General features: G+C 50.9%; 15 protein-coding genes and 1 pseudogene. 8 read left to right on the top strand and 8 right to left on the bottom strand.

Annotated features, from left to right (window positions below):
• The first annotated feature begins 57 nt into the window (after nucleotides 1-57).
• The 4 genes and pseudogenes from cspG to D9597_RS08260 all read left to right on the top strand — a co-directional run bounded on the left by cspG (nucleotide 58) and on the right by D9597_RS08260 (nucleotide 836).
• Nucleotides 58-270, top strand: a complete 213-nt coding sequence (gene cspG / locus D9597_RS08275; RefSeq protein ID WP_000066493.1) for a cold shock protein CspG — start codon at nucleotides 58-60, stop codon at nucleotides 268-270.
• A 10-nt stretch (nucleotides 271-280) separates the two neighbouring features.
• Nucleotides 281-469 (top strand): cold-shock protein, encoded by a 189-nt coding sequence (locus D9597_RS08270; RefSeq protein WP_130205730.1) that lies wholly within the window; start codon nucleotides 281-283, stop codon nucleotides 467-469.
• Nucleotides 438-673 (top strand): annotated as a pseudogene (locus D9597_RS08265) (cold-shock protein). Before D9597_RS08270 ends, D9597_RS08265 begins: the two are co-directional and overlap by 32 nt.
• Nucleotides 663-836, top strand: a complete 174-nt coding sequence (locus D9597_RS08260; RefSeq protein ID WP_130205410.1) for an addiction module toxin, GnsA/GnsB family — start codon at nucleotides 663-665, stop codon at nucleotides 834-836. Before D9597_RS08265 ends, D9597_RS08260 begins: the two are co-directional and overlap by 11 nt.
• Before the next feature lie 48 nt (nucleotides 837-884).
• On the opposite strand, the gene D9597_RS08255 is transcribed toward D9597_RS08260, so the two are convergent.
• From D9597_RS08255 to torR, 3 genes are all read right to left on the bottom strand, one after another.
• A complete protein-coding gene (locus D9597_RS08255) occupies nucleotides 885-1,958 on the bottom strand; it encodes a 4Fe-4S binding protein (RefSeq protein ID WP_130222088.1) in 1,074 nt (357 codons plus the stop codon).
• 71 nt (nucleotides 1,959-2,029) lie between these two features.
• A complete protein-coding gene (gene torS / locus D9597_RS08250; RefSeq protein WP_130222257.1) occupies nucleotides 2,030-4,789 on the bottom strand; it encodes a TMAO reductase system sensor histidine kinase/response regulator TorS in 2,760 nt (919 codons plus the stop codon).
• 16 nt (nucleotides 4,790-4,805) lie between these two features.
• Nucleotides 4,806-5,498: a two-component system response regulator TorR gene (torR, locus tag D9597_RS08245; RefSeq protein WP_130205416.1), complete on the bottom strand. Its 693-nt coding sequence runs from the start codon at nucleotides 5,496-5,498 to the stop codon at nucleotides 4,806-4,808.
• Between the two features lie 131 nt (nucleotides 5,499-5,629).
• On the opposite strand from torR, the gene torC reads away from it, so the two are divergent.
• The 3 genes from torC to torD are packed head-to-tail and all read left to right on the top strand — an operon-like array spanning nucleotide 5,630 to nucleotide 9,929.
• Nucleotides 5,630-6,799: a pentaheme c-type cytochrome TorC gene (gene torC / locus D9597_RS08240; RefSeq protein WP_130222087.1), complete on the top strand. Its 1,170-nt coding sequence runs from the start codon at nucleotides 5,630-5,632 to the stop codon at nucleotides 6,797-6,799.
• The gene (gene torA / locus D9597_RS08235; RefSeq protein WP_130222086.1) at nucleotides 6,799-9,333 is read left to right on the top strand and encodes a trimethylamine-N-oxide reductase TorA; all 2,535 of its coding nucleotides are present in this window, start codon (nucleotides 6,799-6,801) and stop codon (nucleotides 9,331-9,333) included. Before torC ends, torA begins: the two co-directional genes overlap by 1 nt.
• Nucleotides 9,330-9,929: a molecular chaperone TorD gene (torD, locus tag D9597_RS08230; protein ID WP_130222085.1), complete on the top strand. Its 600-nt coding sequence runs from the start codon at nucleotides 9,330-9,332 to the stop codon at nucleotides 9,927-9,929. Before torA ends, torD begins: the two co-directional genes overlap by 4 nt.
• A 242-nt stretch (nucleotides 9,930-10,171) precedes the next feature.
• Here torD and cbpM read toward each other — a convergent pair whose 3' ends face one another.
• The 5 genes from cbpM to D9597_RS08205 all read right to left on the bottom strand — a co-directional run bounded on the left by cbpM (nucleotide 10,172) and on the right by D9597_RS08205 (nucleotide 14,182).
• Nucleotides 10,172-10,477, bottom strand: coding sequence for a chaperone modulator CbpM (cbpM, locus tag D9597_RS08225; protein WP_130205424.1), 306 nt, complete (start codon nucleotides 10,475-10,477; stop codon nucleotides 10,172-10,174).
• Entirely contained in the window at nucleotides 10,477-11,397 is a 921-nt protein-coding gene (gene cbpA / locus D9597_RS08220) for a curved DNA-binding protein (protein WP_130222084.1), read from the bottom strand. Before cbpA ends, cbpM begins: the two co-directional genes overlap by 1 nt.
• 213 nt (nucleotides 11,398-11,610) lie before the next feature.
• Nucleotides 11,611-11,967: a RidA family protein gene (locus D9597_RS08215; protein ID WP_130222083.1), complete on the bottom strand. Its 357-nt coding sequence runs from the start codon at nucleotides 11,965-11,967 to the stop codon at nucleotides 11,611-11,613.
• Nucleotides 11,964-13,217, bottom strand: a complete 1,254-nt coding sequence (locus D9597_RS08210) for a D-amino acid dehydrogenase (protein WP_130222082.1) — start codon at nucleotides 13,215-13,217, stop codon at nucleotides 11,964-11,966. Before D9597_RS08210 ends, D9597_RS08215 begins: the two co-directional genes overlap by 4 nt.
• Before the next feature lie 50 nt (nucleotides 13,218-13,267).
• A complete protein-coding gene (locus D9597_RS08205; protein ID WP_130222081.1) occupies nucleotides 13,268-14,182 on the bottom strand; it encodes a LysR family transcriptional regulator in 915 nt (304 codons plus the stop codon).
• A 272-nt stretch (nucleotides 14,183-14,454) separates the two neighbouring features.
• Here D9597_RS08205 and D9597_RS08200 point away from each other — a divergent pair, with 272 nt between their 5' ends.
• Nucleotides 14,455-15,888: a gluconate:proton symporter gene (locus D9597_RS08200; RefSeq protein WP_130222080.1), complete on the top strand. Its 1,434-nt coding sequence runs from the start codon at nucleotides 14,455-14,457 to the stop codon at nucleotides 15,886-15,888.
• Nucleotides 15,889-15,919 lie beyond the last annotated feature (31 nt).

The raw sequence follows: 15,919 nt of genomic DNA, 5'->3' as shown, positions 1-15,919 counted from the left end.
TAGTTTCTGTATTAAAGCCCTGTTTGCCGAAAGGCCCAAAATGAAGGAAGTAAAAATATGTCTAATAAAATGACTGGTTTAGTAAAATGGTTTAACGCAGATAAAGGTTTCGGCTTTATCACTCCTGATGATGGCAGCAAGGACGTTTTCGTCCATTTCACCGCCATCCAGAGCAATGAATTCCGCACGCTGAACGAAAATCAGAAAGTCGAATTTTCTATTGAGCAGGGGCAACGTGGTCCCTCGGCAGCGAACGTTGTTACGCTCTAAGGTTGCCGCTATTACTCAGCATCTCCATTTCCGCTGTCCATGTTGTCATGGTTCACAGTACCGCACATCGGCATTCGATGTGACGGAGCGAAACCCTTTAGGTGCAAAGTGTATTTTCTGCAAGTCGATGATGATCACCTTTGATAACATCGCATTGCAAATACGCACTGACCAGACACCACTGGATTTCACCAAATAATATCAGGCTCCCTCGTGGAGCCTTTTTTATATCTGGCTTATTTTTCCTCAACTCTGTATGTATAATAAGCGATAACCTGTTGATTATTGAATCTTTCAGGGAGATAGCTTATAACATTTCTTACCTGACCAGGTACCGGGAACCAACACCTTACTGGCGTGTTGCTGTCTTTTAAGACCAGAAGAGGTTAACAGTGAATATTGAAGAGCTAAAAAAACAAGCCGAAACGGAAATCTCAGATTTTATCGCGCAAAAAATCGCCGAATTTAACAAGAACACAGGGAAAGAAGTCTCTGAAATTCGCTTCACCGCGCGGGAGAAAATGACCGGGCTTGAAAGTTATGATGTCAAAATCAAAATAATGTGATTTTGTGAACATCACCCCGTGCGAGGTGATGTTCCGCTTGTTGCTAATTTAGTGACCAATCATTGGCGCTTGTGGAATTAAGCGTCGGTACAACTCCTCCGGCACCGGGCTTTGCCATACTCCCGCATACATCGCATAAGCAATCACCGCGAATATAATTCCTGATACCAGTAGTGCCATGAGCCAGCCAGACAAGGCAAAGACCTTTTTATTTGCCGCAGGTTTTTGCAGCGAAAAGGTCAATGTTGAGGCCACCGGGCATGACTCCACGCAGGTCATACAACCGGTACATTCCACCGTTCTGACCTGAATTAATTTATCGACCGGGATCCGTGATGGGCAATTTTTCGCACATTTACCGCAGTCGATACAGCTTTCGGCATTGCGACGAATCTTAAACGGCGATAATAGCGAAACCAGTCCCATCAGCGCGCCATATGGGCAAAGATAACGACACCAGGCATGGCGAATAAACAGGCTGGCAATCAGCAAAACCGTCACGCTGATTAATGTCGCTTTCCCCATATGGCGAAAGAAATCGAGCATTTTAACGTCCATCACCACGCTATAAGGCGATAGCATAAAATAGTGAATCGCCTGGGCGGGCATGAATAACGCGATATAAAGAAAAAAGCTTAATAGCAAATATTTCACCGCGCGTAGAGGAATATCCAGCCAGCGGGGAGGGGCGAATTGTCGACCAAACACTTTTTTTCCGAGATCGCCAATTAATTCAGAGAGCGTACCAACAGGGCATAGCCACGAACAAAAGGCTTTTTTCAGCAGTAAGCTGATAATGATAAAAGCGACCAATAACAGCATCGCGGCGGCGTGCACGGAAGGTAACTGACCTGTTGCAAGGCTGTATTTCAGATTCATCAGACCAGCAATCGGCAGCCAACCTTCAATGCCACCCGGTCTGGCGACAAATGCCGTATTACCTGCCGTTTCGTAATAGCGCACCCAGTACCAAAAGGTGACGGCAATATAAATATTGATTGCCAACAGTAATAATTGCGTCGCTTTACGCCAGGTCGTGGCATTGCGCCAGTCATTCCACGGTAATTTACCGCCCGTCGTGCCTGGCCGTCTCTGCCAGCGGATTCTTTTTTTCTCTGCCATGATTTTGCCCGCCCGTTAAGTTGCATACCAAATGCCACTATTCTAAGTTTTCTCAACGGGATGATATTGATTCACATCGGGTTCGGGGCTTTCTTATTCAGCCACTGTTCCAGGGCCGCGATGCTACGCGTAATTTCTTCACGCGGCAGGGCCGCGGTTAATGGTTCCAGCTCAAGTTGTCCGCACAACTGACTGGCACTGCGCATGCCCAGACTGGCACAGCTGCTTTTCAACTGGTGCGCGGCACGTTTGATTTTGTCGCTGTCGTGTCTGGCGCGGGCAGTGTCCATTTCATCGAGAAGGGGCAGGGCATGTTGTTTAAATAATGTCAGCCATTCGTGGATTTTCTCCACCCCCATTAACTGCGCATCTTCATTGAGCTGCGATACATCCAGTGGTTGATGGTTATGTGTTTGCAGGTGCAGATAGTGCGCCAGTAACTGACCAAGCACTTCACGCGACACCGGTTTAGGGATAATTCCGCGAAATAGCGAACTGGTACGCTGGCGCAGCGTTTCGTCGATGACATGGGCGCTAAAGCCAATCAAAACCAGCGACGGATATTGCAGCGAAAGTTGCCGGGCAAGTGTAATGCCGTCGATATCCGGCAGATCAAAATCCACCAGTGCGGCAGCAAACGGTTCACTATTTTGCAGCGTCTTTAAAGCCTGCGCGGCATTTCCTACGGCTGCGACCTGAGCGCCACTGGTGTTAAGTATCTCGATGGTAATACGCTGCGTTAGCGGGTTATCTTCAATCAACAGTAATCGTAAAGCGTCCAGACGCACCGCCTGATTGACTGTTTTTGGTGCAGGCGCAGTGGCAACACGTAACGGTAACCGTAAGCCAAAACAGCTTCCTACTCCCGGCCTGCTGGTGGCGGTCAGTTCGCCGCCCATCGCCTGAGCCAGACTGCTACTGATAGTCAGCCCCAGTCCACTGCCGCCGCGCTTGCCGCTCACCTGAACAAACGGCTGAAAGATATCAGCCAGTTTCGCGGGATCAATACCACAGCCGCTGTCTTCCACTTCGACAAGCCATTGCTCGCCATCAATGCGGCTGCGCAGGATAATCTGCCCCTCATCGGTGAAACGCAGGGCATTACTCAACAAATTGGTAATAACCTGGCGAATACGGCGCGGATCGCCCATTAATGCGGTTGGGACATCGTCGGCAATTTCTGTTACCAGTCGAATCGGACGACCTTTAACCCGTCCGCTCATTAATTGCAGGGTACTTTCCAGCAGTGGGCGCGGTTCAAAGGGCTCATCGCTGACCGAAACATTCTTGCCACCTGCTTCGATAGCCGAATAATCGAGAATATCGTTGAGGATGGTCAGCAATGATTCGCCAGAGTCGGTAATTGCCCGCAAATCATCACGCTGGGCGTTAAGCGCCGGGTTATCTGCCAGCAACTGCGCGGTGCCGAGAATTCCGTACAGCGGAGTGCGGATCTCATGGCTCATTGCTGCCAGAAACGCCGATTTTGCCTGACTGGCTTTTTCTGCTTCCGCCCGTGCCAGGCGGTGTTCTACCACCAGTTCCTGCAATTCGGCAGTGCGCGCTTTGACCTGCGCCGCCAGTTGTTCGCGGTGGCGATTAAGCGCATGAACACTGCTGCGAAAAGCATCCATCAGCCGCCCAATGGTATCCAGTTCCCGCACGCCAGCGGTTTCCGGGAAAGGGGAGTCGATATCACCATCCAGCAAGCGTTGCAGCGCCTGCGTTTGTTCGGCAAGAGGGCGCGTAACTGAGCGATAAACCACGCGCCAGAGGATCAGAATCAATGAGCAAAGTGAAACGACGCCCAGCAGTAACAGGTTAAACCGTACATGTTCACTGGCGCTTTCCAGATGTGTAAGTCCGGCCCGATTACGCTGCTCAATGGTTGCGACCAACTGATTAACTTCGTTGCTGAACTGTGCAAACTGCACAATATTATTTTGCGTCAGCGTCTGCAGGTGAGTATTGAGTGCTTTTTCTCGTTGGTAGAGCGCCAGTAACTCGACATATCGTTGTACTGTCTCCAGTGCCTTTTCAGCCTGCGCGCGAACCGGCGGAGCTTTAATGCGTCTTTGTTGAAGTTGCACCCTGTTAAGCGCGTTTTTCAGTTGAACAGGCAGCCTGTTCTTATTTTTTTCACTCTCCTCCAGCTCCAGTTTCATAACGAAATGCTGTATTTGCAGAGCGCTAAAGCGCATTTCGTGCATCTGCCTGACGTACTCACGATCGCCAGCAACCCACTGTTCGACGGCGCTCTCCGCCGACCTGTTATGATTGTGGCCAAACACACTTTGCGGGCCAGACTGCGGTGATGCAGTGGCGATTGCAATGTAATGGGTCTGGGATTGCGCGATGTTGGCGATTTCTCCGGCCGCGGCGACGATTTGCTGGCTGAGTTGTTGCTGTTGATCGTGGAGTTTCAGCCGCTGGCCGACCAGATCACCTTGCTGGCGTAGCGAGTGGTCAATCTCATAGGCTTGCCGTTCAATGGCTATCGTCTCAAACCCTTTCTCGCGCAGACCCTGCAACAGGGTGTCAATTTTCAGCTTCTGCGCCGATAACGTCCTCCCCTGGGATTGCCACATCTCTACGCTATCCGTATTGTTCAGATTTTGGGCGGTAAAGAGTTCCCACGCACTGGCCTCACTCAACTGACGGGCCATATTCATGGTTGGGATCAGGGCCAGAGTGTTGGTCTGAGCGCTTTGGGTTAAAACGCGCAGGTTATACCAACCTACAAAGATACTCACCAGCGTCAGCAATGCCATCAGGGCAAACGCCATCCACAATCTTTTGGCCAGAGTGAAATCATCCTTGGTGCACCACATTACCTGAATCGGTGGATTAATAGACATCAGCGGCTAAGAAATACCCTTCGCCATGCTGCGTAACTAACAGGTTGGCGCTGAGTTTATGACGCAAACGGCGGATCAGTACGTCCACGGTGCGCAAATCGGGGTTTTCTACCCGCCGGGCGGAGAGCATACGCAGCAGTCGTTCACGGCTGAGGATCTCGCCAGGATTAGTGACAAAGGCCACCAGCATTTCGTATTCCGCGCGGGTGAGTTTGATAGGTCGGTCGTCCTGATCCAACGTGTGGCGTGAGATATTCAGACAATATCCGGCAAAACGATAGCAGTTATCCTGAGAGAGAGCGTTGGCCTGACGGGCCAGATCGATACGCCAGAGCAGATTTTTTACCCGAACCACGAGTTCACGCAGCTCCAGCGGTTTGATGACATAATCATCGGCGCCCATCTCCAGCCCGACAATTCGATCAATAGGATCGCTGCGCCCGGTTACCAGAATAATCCCCACCGTTGAGCGTTCGCGCAGGGCTCGGGTAAGCATTAAACCGTTTTCATCGGGCAGGTTAATATCCAGCAAAATGAGATCAACAGGCTGGTTTTCCATAATTTCCCGTAGTCCGTCGCCGCTTGCCGTGACCGACACGAGATACCCTTCCTGGATGAAGTAGCTTTGCAAACGTGCCTGCGTTACAGGCTCATCTTCAACAATGACAATATGGTGTGACATCCCTGCCTTCCCGATCTTCCTGTTCATATCCATTCATATGCTGTCATAAGCCATTCATCCTGACGAGTGCCGCTATTCATATTTGCTTATTAAGATCACAGTTGCCAAATTATATTTTTACAGGAGTTATTATGAGACGACTATGGAGTGCGCTGCGTCGGCCAAGTGCGCGTTGGTCGGTGTTAGCGCTGGTGCTGATGGGGATTGTGATCGGTATTGCCTTGATTGTGTTACCTCACTTCGGGATCAAGGCCACCAGCAGCACTGAGTTTTGCGTCAGTTGCCACAGTATGACGCCGGTGTATGAAGAATATAAAAAGTCGGCGCATTTCCAGAATGCTTCTGGCGTGCGAGCTGAATGCCATGACTGCCATGTCCCGTCAGATTTACCGGGAATGTTGAAGCGGAAACTGGAAGCGAGTAATGAGGTGTATCAGACCGTTATTGGTCACTCCATCGATACCCCTGAGAAATTCAACGCTAAACGCGCAGAACTTGCCGAGCGCGAATGGGCGCGGATGAAAGAGAACAATTCAGCGACCTGCCGTTCCTGCCATAACTACGACGCGATGGATCATGCGAAGCAGCATCCGGAAGCCGCACGTCAAATGGCCGCCGCAGCGAAAGATAATCAGGCCTGTATCGACTGCCATAAAGGCATTGCCCACCAGCTGCCGGATATGAGCAGCGGCTCGCGTAAACAGTTCGAAGAACTACGTGCCAGCGCCAGAGATGATAAAGACATCCTTTATTCTATAGATATAAAGCCGCTTTATGCAGCAAAGGATGATAAAGAAGCGACGGGTTCACTACTGCCAGCCTCTGAAGTGAAAGTGCTTAAACGTGACGGCGACTGGTTGCAGGTGGCTATCATCGGCTGGACGGAAAGCGCTGGAACTCAACGGGTTCTGACCGAGTTGCCCGGCAAACGGATTTTTGTCGCATCCATTCGCGGCGATATCCAGCAGCAGGCGAAAATGCTGGAGAAAACCACCGTTGCTGACACCAAAACCGAGTGGAGTAAGATGCAGGCCACCGCATGGTTGAAGAAGGGCGATATGGTCGACGACATCAAACCAATCTGGGCCTATGGCGATACGCTGTACAGCAGCGCCTGTAAACAGTGCCACGGCGCGTCGGCAACCACCCATTACGACGCCAACGGTTGGATCGGCCAAATCAACGGCATGATTGGTTTTACCAGCCTGGATAAACGGGAAGAACGCACCATGCTGAAATATCTGCAAATGCATGCGTCGGATACCGCAGGGAAGTCTCACAGCGATAAGGAAGGAAAATAATGAAAAATAAAGACATTTTTCAGGCATCACGTCGACGTTTTCTTACCCAGCTTGGTGGCTTAACGCTGGCCGGGATGCTGGGGCCATCGCTGTTAACTCCACGCCGTGTTAACGCAGCGCAGGCTGTTACGTCGAAAGAAGGTATCCTGACCGGTTCGCGGTTTGGCGCCATTCGCGCGACGGTGAAAGACGGGCGCTTTGTGGCGGTGAAACCGTTCGAACTGGATAAGTACCCGACGAAAATTATCGCCGGGCTGCCGGATCACGTCCACAATCCGGCGCGTATTCGCTACCCAATGGTACGAGTCGACTGGCTGCGTAAGCGCCATCTGAGTGACACCACTCAGCGCGGCGATAACCGTTTTGTCCGCGTCACTTGGGATGAAGCCCTGGACATGTTCTATGAAGAACTGGAACGGGTGCAAAAAACCTATGGCCCCAGTGCGTTACTGACCGCCAGCGGCGGGCAATCATCCGGTAAATTTCATAGCGCCGGGGGAATGCTGTCGAAAGCCATCGCACTACATGGCAATAAAGTGAGTACCGGCGGTGACTATTCCACCGGAGCAGCGCAGGTGATCCTGCCGCGGGTGGTGGGATCAATGGAAGTTTACGAACAGCAAACATCCTGGCCGTTAGTGTTGCAAAACAGTAAAATCATCGTCATGTGGGGCACCGATTTGGTGAAGAATCAGCAGGTTAATTTCCGCTGCCCGTCTCACGATGTTTATGAATATTACGAGCAACTGAAAGAAAAGGTGGCGGCGGGCGAAATCGAAGTTATCAGCATCGACCCGGTGGTCAGTTCAACGCATGAATATCTGGGGCGTGAGCACGTTAAACATATTGTTGTTAACCCGCAAACCGATGTCCCGCTACAACTGGCGATGGCCCATACCCTGTACAGCGAAAATCTGTACGACAAACAATTCATTGCTGATTATTGCGTCGGTTTCGAGCAATTTCTGCCGTATTTGCTGGGTGAGAAAGATGGCCAGCCGAAGGATGCCGTCTGGGCAGAAAAACTGTGTGGCATTGACGCCGAAACGATCCGCATGCTGGCGCGGAAAATGGCGGGCACAAGAACGCAAATTATGGCCGGCTGGTGCGCCCAACGTATGCAGCACGGCGAGCAGTGGTCATGGATGATTGTGGTGCTGGCGGCAATGCTCGGGCAGATTGGCCTGCCAGGTGGCGGTTTTGGTTTTAGTTGGCACAGCAGCGGCTCAGGCGTGCCAGGCCGTAAAGGGATTATCCTGAGCGGTTTTCCCGGTGCCACGAAAATTCCGCCAGTTCATAACAACAACGATTACAAAGGTTACAGCAGTACCATCCCAACGGCCCGTTATATCGACGCCATTCTGGAACCGGGGAAAGAGATCAACTGGGACGGCAAAACAGTTAAGTTGCCGCCGCTGAAAATGTGTGTTTTCGCCGGGACCAATCCGTTCCACCGCCATCAGCAGATCAACCGCATTATCGAAGGCTGGCGCAAGCTGGAGACGGTGATTTCCATTGATAACCAGTGGACCTCCAGTTGCCGCTTTTCCGACATTGTATTACCCGCAACTACCCAGTTTGAGCGTAACGATCTCGACCAGTTTGGTGACTATGCCAGCCATGGGCTTATCACCACTAAACAGGTGGTGCAGCCGCAATTTGAGGCGCGCAACGACTTTGATATTTTCCGCGAGTTATGCCGCCGCTTTGACCGTGAGGAAGCCTTTACTGAGGGGCTGGATGAGATGGGCTGGCTCAAGCGCATCTGGCAGGACGCGCTCCAGCAGGCCAAAGGACTCGGCATCCATTTACCGACCTTTAATGAGTTGTGGAACAGTAAAGAATACGTGGTCTATGACCATCCGCAGATGTTCGTGCGTCATCAGGCGTTCCGCGAAGATCCCGACCTCGAACCGCTGGGGACGCCGAGCGGGTTGATTGAGATCTACTCGCAAACTATCGCCGACATGCACTATGACGATTGTCAGGGGCATCCAATGTGGTTTGAGAAAATTGAACGTTCCCACGGTGGACCAGGTTCGCAGAAGTATCCACTGCATCTGCAATCGGTGCATCCCGATTATCGCGTCCACTCGCAACTGTGTGAATCTGAAACACTGCGTCAGCATTACAGCGTAGCGGGTAAAGAGCCGGTATATATCAGCCCGCAGGATGCCCGTGCGCGCGGGATTGCTAACGGTGATGTGGTGCGCGTCTTTAACGATCGGGGGCAGGTTCTGGTGGGCGCGGTGGTTTCTGATCTCTATGCACCTGGCGTGATCCGGATCCATGAAGGCGCCTGGTATGATCCGGAGAAAGGCGGAGAGCTCAATGCGCTGTGTAAATACGGTAACCCTAATGTGCTAACGCCCGACATCGGGACATCGCAACTTGCGCAGGCCACCAGCTCACATACGACCATCGTGGAAATTGAAAAATTCACCGGTCCGATAGAAAAGGTAACGGCGTTTAATGGTCCGATTGAGATGGTGGCGCAGTGCGAATATGTTCCGGCACCGCAGGTGAAATCATGACTTCACTAACGGTGGAACAGAATGCTTGTGTCTATGCCTGGCTGGCGCAGTTGTTCTCCCGTGAACTGGACGATGAACAACTGACGCAAATCGCCAGTGCGCAGATGGCTGAATGGTTTTCTTTGCTGAAACGCGAGCCGCCGCTGACTGCGGCGGTGAATGAACTGGAGAAAAGTATTGCTGCATTGACAGTACGTGACGACGCCCGTCTGGAACTGGCCGCCGACTTTTGCGGCCTGTTTTTGATGACTGACAGGCAGGCGGCACTGCCGTATGCATCGGCGTATCAGCAGGACCCACAGGTGATCAAAGGCTTACTGGCTGAGGCAGGGATGGACACCAGTGGCAATTTCAACGAACCGGCAGATCATCTGGCGATTTTTCTTGAGTTGTTAAGCCATCTGCATTTTGCCCGGGGAGAGGGGATTGTACCTGCACAGGAAGTTGACAATCTGCGGCAAAAAACACTGACGTCGCTGCGGCAATGGTTACCAGAGTTTGCTGTGCGTTGCCATCAGTATGACAGTTTTGGTTTTTACGCGGCACTAAGCCAGTTATTGCTTGCGATAACCAATAGAGATAATGCCGATTGGTAGGCCTGATAAGACGCGTTAAGCGTCGCATCAGGCATTATGGCAGCGCTGCCGGATGCGGCGTGAACGCCTTATCCGGCCTACGGGAACGGTGATCTTTGTAGGCCTGATAAGACGCGTTAAGCGTCGCATCAGGCATTATGGCAGCGCCGCCGGATGCAGCGTTAACGCCTTATCCGGCCTACGGGAACGGTGATCTTTGTAGGCTTGATAAGACGCGTCAGCATCGCATCCGGCAGCCACACTCACGGGTGAGCCACAAACCGGGAAAGCCGCTGGCGTAACAGACGGTTTTCCTGTTTCAGATGTGCAATATCATCCATTAACGTTAGCGCCACCGCGATCCCCGGCCAGTCCAGCGCCAGTTCCTGACGCAGACGTACCGCGCGTTGCACCACAATGGCGGCATGGTCATCAAATACCCAGGTTGTTTCCTGGATCTCTCTCGGTTCAACCACCCCCAAACCGACAATTTCATTCAACTCCTCTTCAGAAATGCCGGTATGCAGGCAAAATTCGGTAATGGTAAAAGTCACCGTAACATGAGCCATTATGCTTTCCCCCAATCTTTACGTGGTTCAAAAGACGACTGGGCGTCTGCCAGTTGTTGCCACAGCGCAGCAGTATTTTCATCCGGTTTCGGCGGCATGACGATTTTCAGTACCGCATACAAGTCACCAGTCTGTTTTTTGCTTACCAGACCTTTGCCTTTAATGCGCAATCGTTGCCCGGCCTGACTGCCTGGCGGAATGGTCAACAAAATGCTTTCTTTCAGGGTTGGTACAGTGACTTTGCTACCCAGAGCCGCTTCCCACGGGCTAACCGGCACCACAATTTCCAGATCCTGACCGACAATATCAAACAACGGATGCGGGGCTATATGAATCACCAGCCACAGGTCGCCATTTGGACCACCGTTTTCGCCTGGCGTCCCCTGGCCTTTCAGGCGGATACGTTGGCCATTGCCGACGCCCGCCGGGATCTTCACATTCAGCGTTTTCGGGATTTCCTGTTCGATCATGCCAAAGGCGTTATAAACCGGCAGGTTATAGCTGATGGTACGTTTGTGCTCAGTAAGCGTTTCTTCCAGGAATACCGCAACTTCAATTTCAATATCGTGGCCACGTGTGGCGGGGCGTTGACGGCTCTGGCGGGCATGTTGACCGAAAATTGACGAGAAGATATCGTCAAAATCTTCGGCATTGAAACTCTGACCGTCGCCATGCTGGAACTGGCGGTTGAATTGCGGATCGTTGCGATGCTGCCACATCTGATCATATTCAGCGCGACGCTGTTCATCACTTAACACTTCCCAGGCTTCAGCGACCTCTTTGAAGCGGGCTTCGGCATCGGGCTCTTTGCTGACATCAGGATGGTATTTGCGGGCCAGTCGACGATAGGCGGTCTTGATTGTCTTGAGATCGTCCGTCGGTTTCACGCCCATGATGGCGTAATAATCCTTTAATTCCATAGCGTTATCTCGCGTAAATCAATACAGACAAAGGGAAACCCCTGACAAGGTATCAGTGTTAAGTGTAGGGGAAATCAGAAAAAATCGTAGGCCAGTGATAAAAACATAACTAAAAATGATATTTTCAGCCTGAATTTTGGCAGGTAAAAGAGGGGACGTTTAACCTTCATAGATGCCCCATGACGACGTTGTCAGGGGGCTGAAAATGGTGAATTATCCGGCTTTTACCGCAGTGACCATCACTTCAACCAGAATCTCCGGGCGGGCCATCTCAGCCTGCACGGCAGCACGTGCCGGGCTATATCCTTCTGGCAGCCAGTTAACCCATACGTCGTTGAAATCGGCAAAATCGCGGCTGATATCTTTCAGCCATACCTGAGCGGACAAGAGATGAAATTTATCACTGCCAGCTTCAGCAAGTAATGCGTCGATTTTCTCCAGCACTTCGCGCGTTTGTTGCGCGATGTCAGGCGTATTGCTCTTCGGTGTCTGACCGGAGAGAAATACAAGATTGCCATATTCCACACTGGCGGCAAGACGAGGTTGTGGGTTATTACGTTTGATATTCAAGCTGATTGGCTCCATGTCAGTCCATCAAGGGAAATTGTAGGATCTTCGCCCGACAGCAGCGCGCCTAACACCACGGCACTACCCGCCGCCAGCGTAAAGCCCAGACTGCCCTGACCAAGATTCATCCACAGATTTTGATACTTCGCCCGTCCTAATAGTGGCGGACCCGCAGGGGTGGATGGACGCATACCTGTCCATAATTCAGCATCATCGATGCCTTGCAGTTGCGGAAAACTGTTAGCTACGATCTGCTTTAAGGCATTGATTCGTTCAGGGCGCAATTCATTTCCGTCATAGCCAATATCGACCATGGCGGCGATACGCAACCGCTCACCGAGGCGGGCATAGACAATTTTATGACCATAGTCGGTGACACTGATTTGCGGTGCGATCCCCATTTCTTGTGGGAAGGGGAGCGTCAGACTGTAACCTTTCAGACCGCAGAGCGGTACGTGAGTCCCGGTTTCGGCAAGTAAATGCTTACTGCCATTACCCGCGGCAACGACATAATCATCCGCAACCAGTGTTCCTGTGTTGGTGGTGATGGAATCAATGCGCTCGCCTTTTTTATTCAACTGCAAAACTTCACAATTGGTTTGTAGCGAAAAATTTGCGCTGGCATTAAGTTTGGCAAGTAATGCCTGGCAGAACTTATAGCAGTCCGCCGTTTCATCGCCGGGAGAGTAAATACCGCCACACAATGAATGACCAATATGTTTTAGTGCTGGTTCAAGATGAACGCACTCTTCGCGTGATAAAGCCTGTTGAAATTGCGGATTAATACCTTTTGCTGCTTTGGCTAAATCTTGCGGGCGGCGATGAATAATCAGTTTGCCAGAACGGCGCCAGTGAAAATCATCAAGATTATCTTCCAGCAGCCACTCTTCCATGACCTGACGGCTTAACAGTGATAAGCGTAAAATATGGTCGCCATTGAGTTTATTTGTCCGGCTATTGCAGGCCAGTAAAAATTCCAGCAACCAGCGCCACTGGCTAAATGACATGCGCAAACGCATATTGAGGGGGGAGTCGCTTTTCCCCATCCATTTAATTCCCTGCATCGGTACGCCTTTATCCGCCAGAGGAGCAACGTAGCGATAACTGAGTTGCCCCCCATTAGCGAAACTGGTGGCGATACCTGCCTGATTGTTGCGTTCTAACAATTGCACCTGATGGCCCTGTTTTACCAGCACCCATGCTGTTGCCAGACCAATTACCCCGCCGCCAATAACTACAATGCGTTTTTTCATCACCTGAGATATCCACCGCTAATAAATGCGTTGGGGTTATGTCAAAACATTTAGGCCTGAGGAGCAATTGACTTTTTATTTTCAGGGTATAACTCAAGGTTAATGGCTCGCAGCTGGAGACGTAATTGCTGACAGAGGAAATCGACAAATTTTTGTGTAATGGGGCTAAGTGAAACGTCGGCACGCCGTAGCAAACAAAGATCAATTTTCATTGGCGGGGCGATGGGGTGAATCGTCTCTGCCGGGAGGTTATGACGGGCAGAGAAAATATCGGTAATACTGCATCCCATTCCGCGTTTTACAAATTCCGTGGCCATGTAATAGGTCTGGACATTCAGGCGCGTCGTCAAAAAATCACGTCGTTTAGCTATTGCATCGGAAAGGGAATGAGGGCCGGGAGAAATCCAGCGTTGTTGGTCAATCTTGTCTATTTCTACTGCGCCCTGGCGATAGTCCCGGTCGATATAAACCAGCGGAACTTCGGCTATCAGCGTCGTCATAATTTCCCCTTGTTGAATCGGTTGTAGCGTCAGGGCCAGATCAATCTCACGCAGATCAAGTTTTTTAACCAGCGTTTCAGTGTGCTCTGTCGTCAGTGTCATGACCAGATTCGCATTCTGCTGGTAAAACGCCGTGACTATTTCCGGCACCAGACTTAATCCCAGGCTTGGCAGGCATCCCAGGGCTATTCTGGCTCGCGGATCTCGCGTCAGGTTATCGGCCAGCAGTCGCAGGTTGTCGAGTTCGTGATAAATCGACTGCGCTTTTTCAAAAAGTGTGATCGCTTCGCTGGTTGGAAGAAGCTTGCCACGAACTCGCTGAAAGAGCTGAAAACCGAGTTTTTGCTCAGCGTTTTTTAACGCTTTACTGGCGGCCGGCTGGGAAATATTCAGCGATTCCGCTGCCCGTGAAAGTGTCCCGCATGTCATCACAGCATAGAAGATTTCCAGGTGGCGCAGTTTCATTAAGAGTTAACCCAGAGTTATAGACGATAGATAAAAAGTCATTTCATGGTAACACTAAGTTAACATAAATTTAATGCGTAACGCCTGTTCTGGTAACAATGCGTTATTTGCCCACCTAAAGGGGTTAATTACGAACTCAGAATAATACCTGTAGTACCCGGACAAACCCTCAGTGCATTTTGCTAACAATAATAACGAGGGGGGATATTTTCTGAGCTGTCCAAATATATCGGCTGATATTGAAAGTCGATTCGATGGGGTTAAGGAGTTATATGAGTGACTCAATGCTCGCTGGTGGTTCACTAACCAGACAAAATATCACCAAAAAGAATGTCATTATTGGCTTGTTATTGATTGCATTTTTACTGATAGCGTTCTGGTGCCAGGGGCGTCCAGGTAATGAACTCGGACTGCTTGGTTTTACACCACTGGTGGCGTTAGCGGTGCTCTCGTTGATAGGCGTCGATATTGTTCTGGCGGTTATTTCATCGATTATTATTGCGATGATAATGACTTCCACCGGCTTACCTGAAATGGGCGCCATGCTGGCAAAATCGACGGGATCGTTTATCGCCACTGTTGGTTTGATCATTATGCTTGGCGCAGGCGTAGGTGAAGTGGCAACACGTACCGGAGCTGCCGTTGAACTGGTCAAATTTGTGGTGCATCGTATCGGGCTTTCCAGCCAGACACGGGTCAAATTTGGTATCGTCGTCTCATCCATTCTCATCTGTGGCGCGCTGGGTACTATGGCGGGCGGCAACGCCATTATTGTTGCGGTGATTATTCCCGTGGCGGCGGCAGTACGGCTGACACCGCCTACAGTGGCTGCACTGATGATGACGGCGGGGTCAGTGGGATTGTTTACCGGGCCATTTACTCCCAGTACCGTGACGATTTTACAACTCGGCGGCCTGACTTATCCGCAATACCTGATGTACGTCGGGCTGCCAATGAGCGCCGTGACGTTATTTGCTGGCTGGATAATGGCCGGGCGAATTCAGAAGATGACGGAAGGAAAATTACACTACGAAGTGGATCTCTCTGAGAAAACTCAGGAAGACGAGGATCCTGCCCGCGATCGTCGTCGCAAACTCAGCGCCCTGGCATTTGCTGCAACCATTATTGTGATGGCGGTTATTGGCGTAGTGATAAAAGCAGGTTTTAGTTTTGCCATTATCGTTATGCTGTTGGTGGCGTTGATCACCGGGCTGGTGGGCGGATTAAGCCCAACCGGGATCCTGCAAGCGCTGTATAAAGGCTGTGGCAGACTGGTGTGGATGTTTCTGCTCTACTGGCTGTATAACCCGATTCTGGAACTTATGGATAGCCTGCAGGCGTATCAGGGATTGCTCGAATACACACAACCACTGTTAACCGGGATATCTCCGGCATGGCTTTGCTTCTGTATTTTTGCCTTTAACATTATCGGTCATGTGCCAGGTGCTGCTGTTGCTCAGATGACCTTCACGCATAAAATATTTGGTCCGATGTTGATGGCTGCGGGAGTGCCGCCACAGGGAACAACGGCAGTATTATTAGCCTCATCGCAAGTGGACTGGTTTGGACCTTTCCCGTCATCGGATATGTTTGGTCAAATGGGGCTGGCACAATCTACTCACCTGAAATATATGCTTTATAACGGTTGGGCCATTGTCATTGCCAATATCATTCTTTTTGCCGTGCTGTTTCAGGTATTAGTTTAACGATACAAACCAGGCGATAGCGCGACTACTG

The sequence above is a fragment of the Escherichia sp. E13S3 genome, from assembly GCF_004212325.1.
Taxonomy (GTDB): Bacteria; Pseudomonadota; Gammaproteobacteria; order Enterobacterales; family Enterobacteriaceae; genus Escherichia.
The sequence above is the reverse complement of the archived record's forward strand: the minus strand, read 5'-3'. Positions and strand labels throughout refer to the sequence as shown.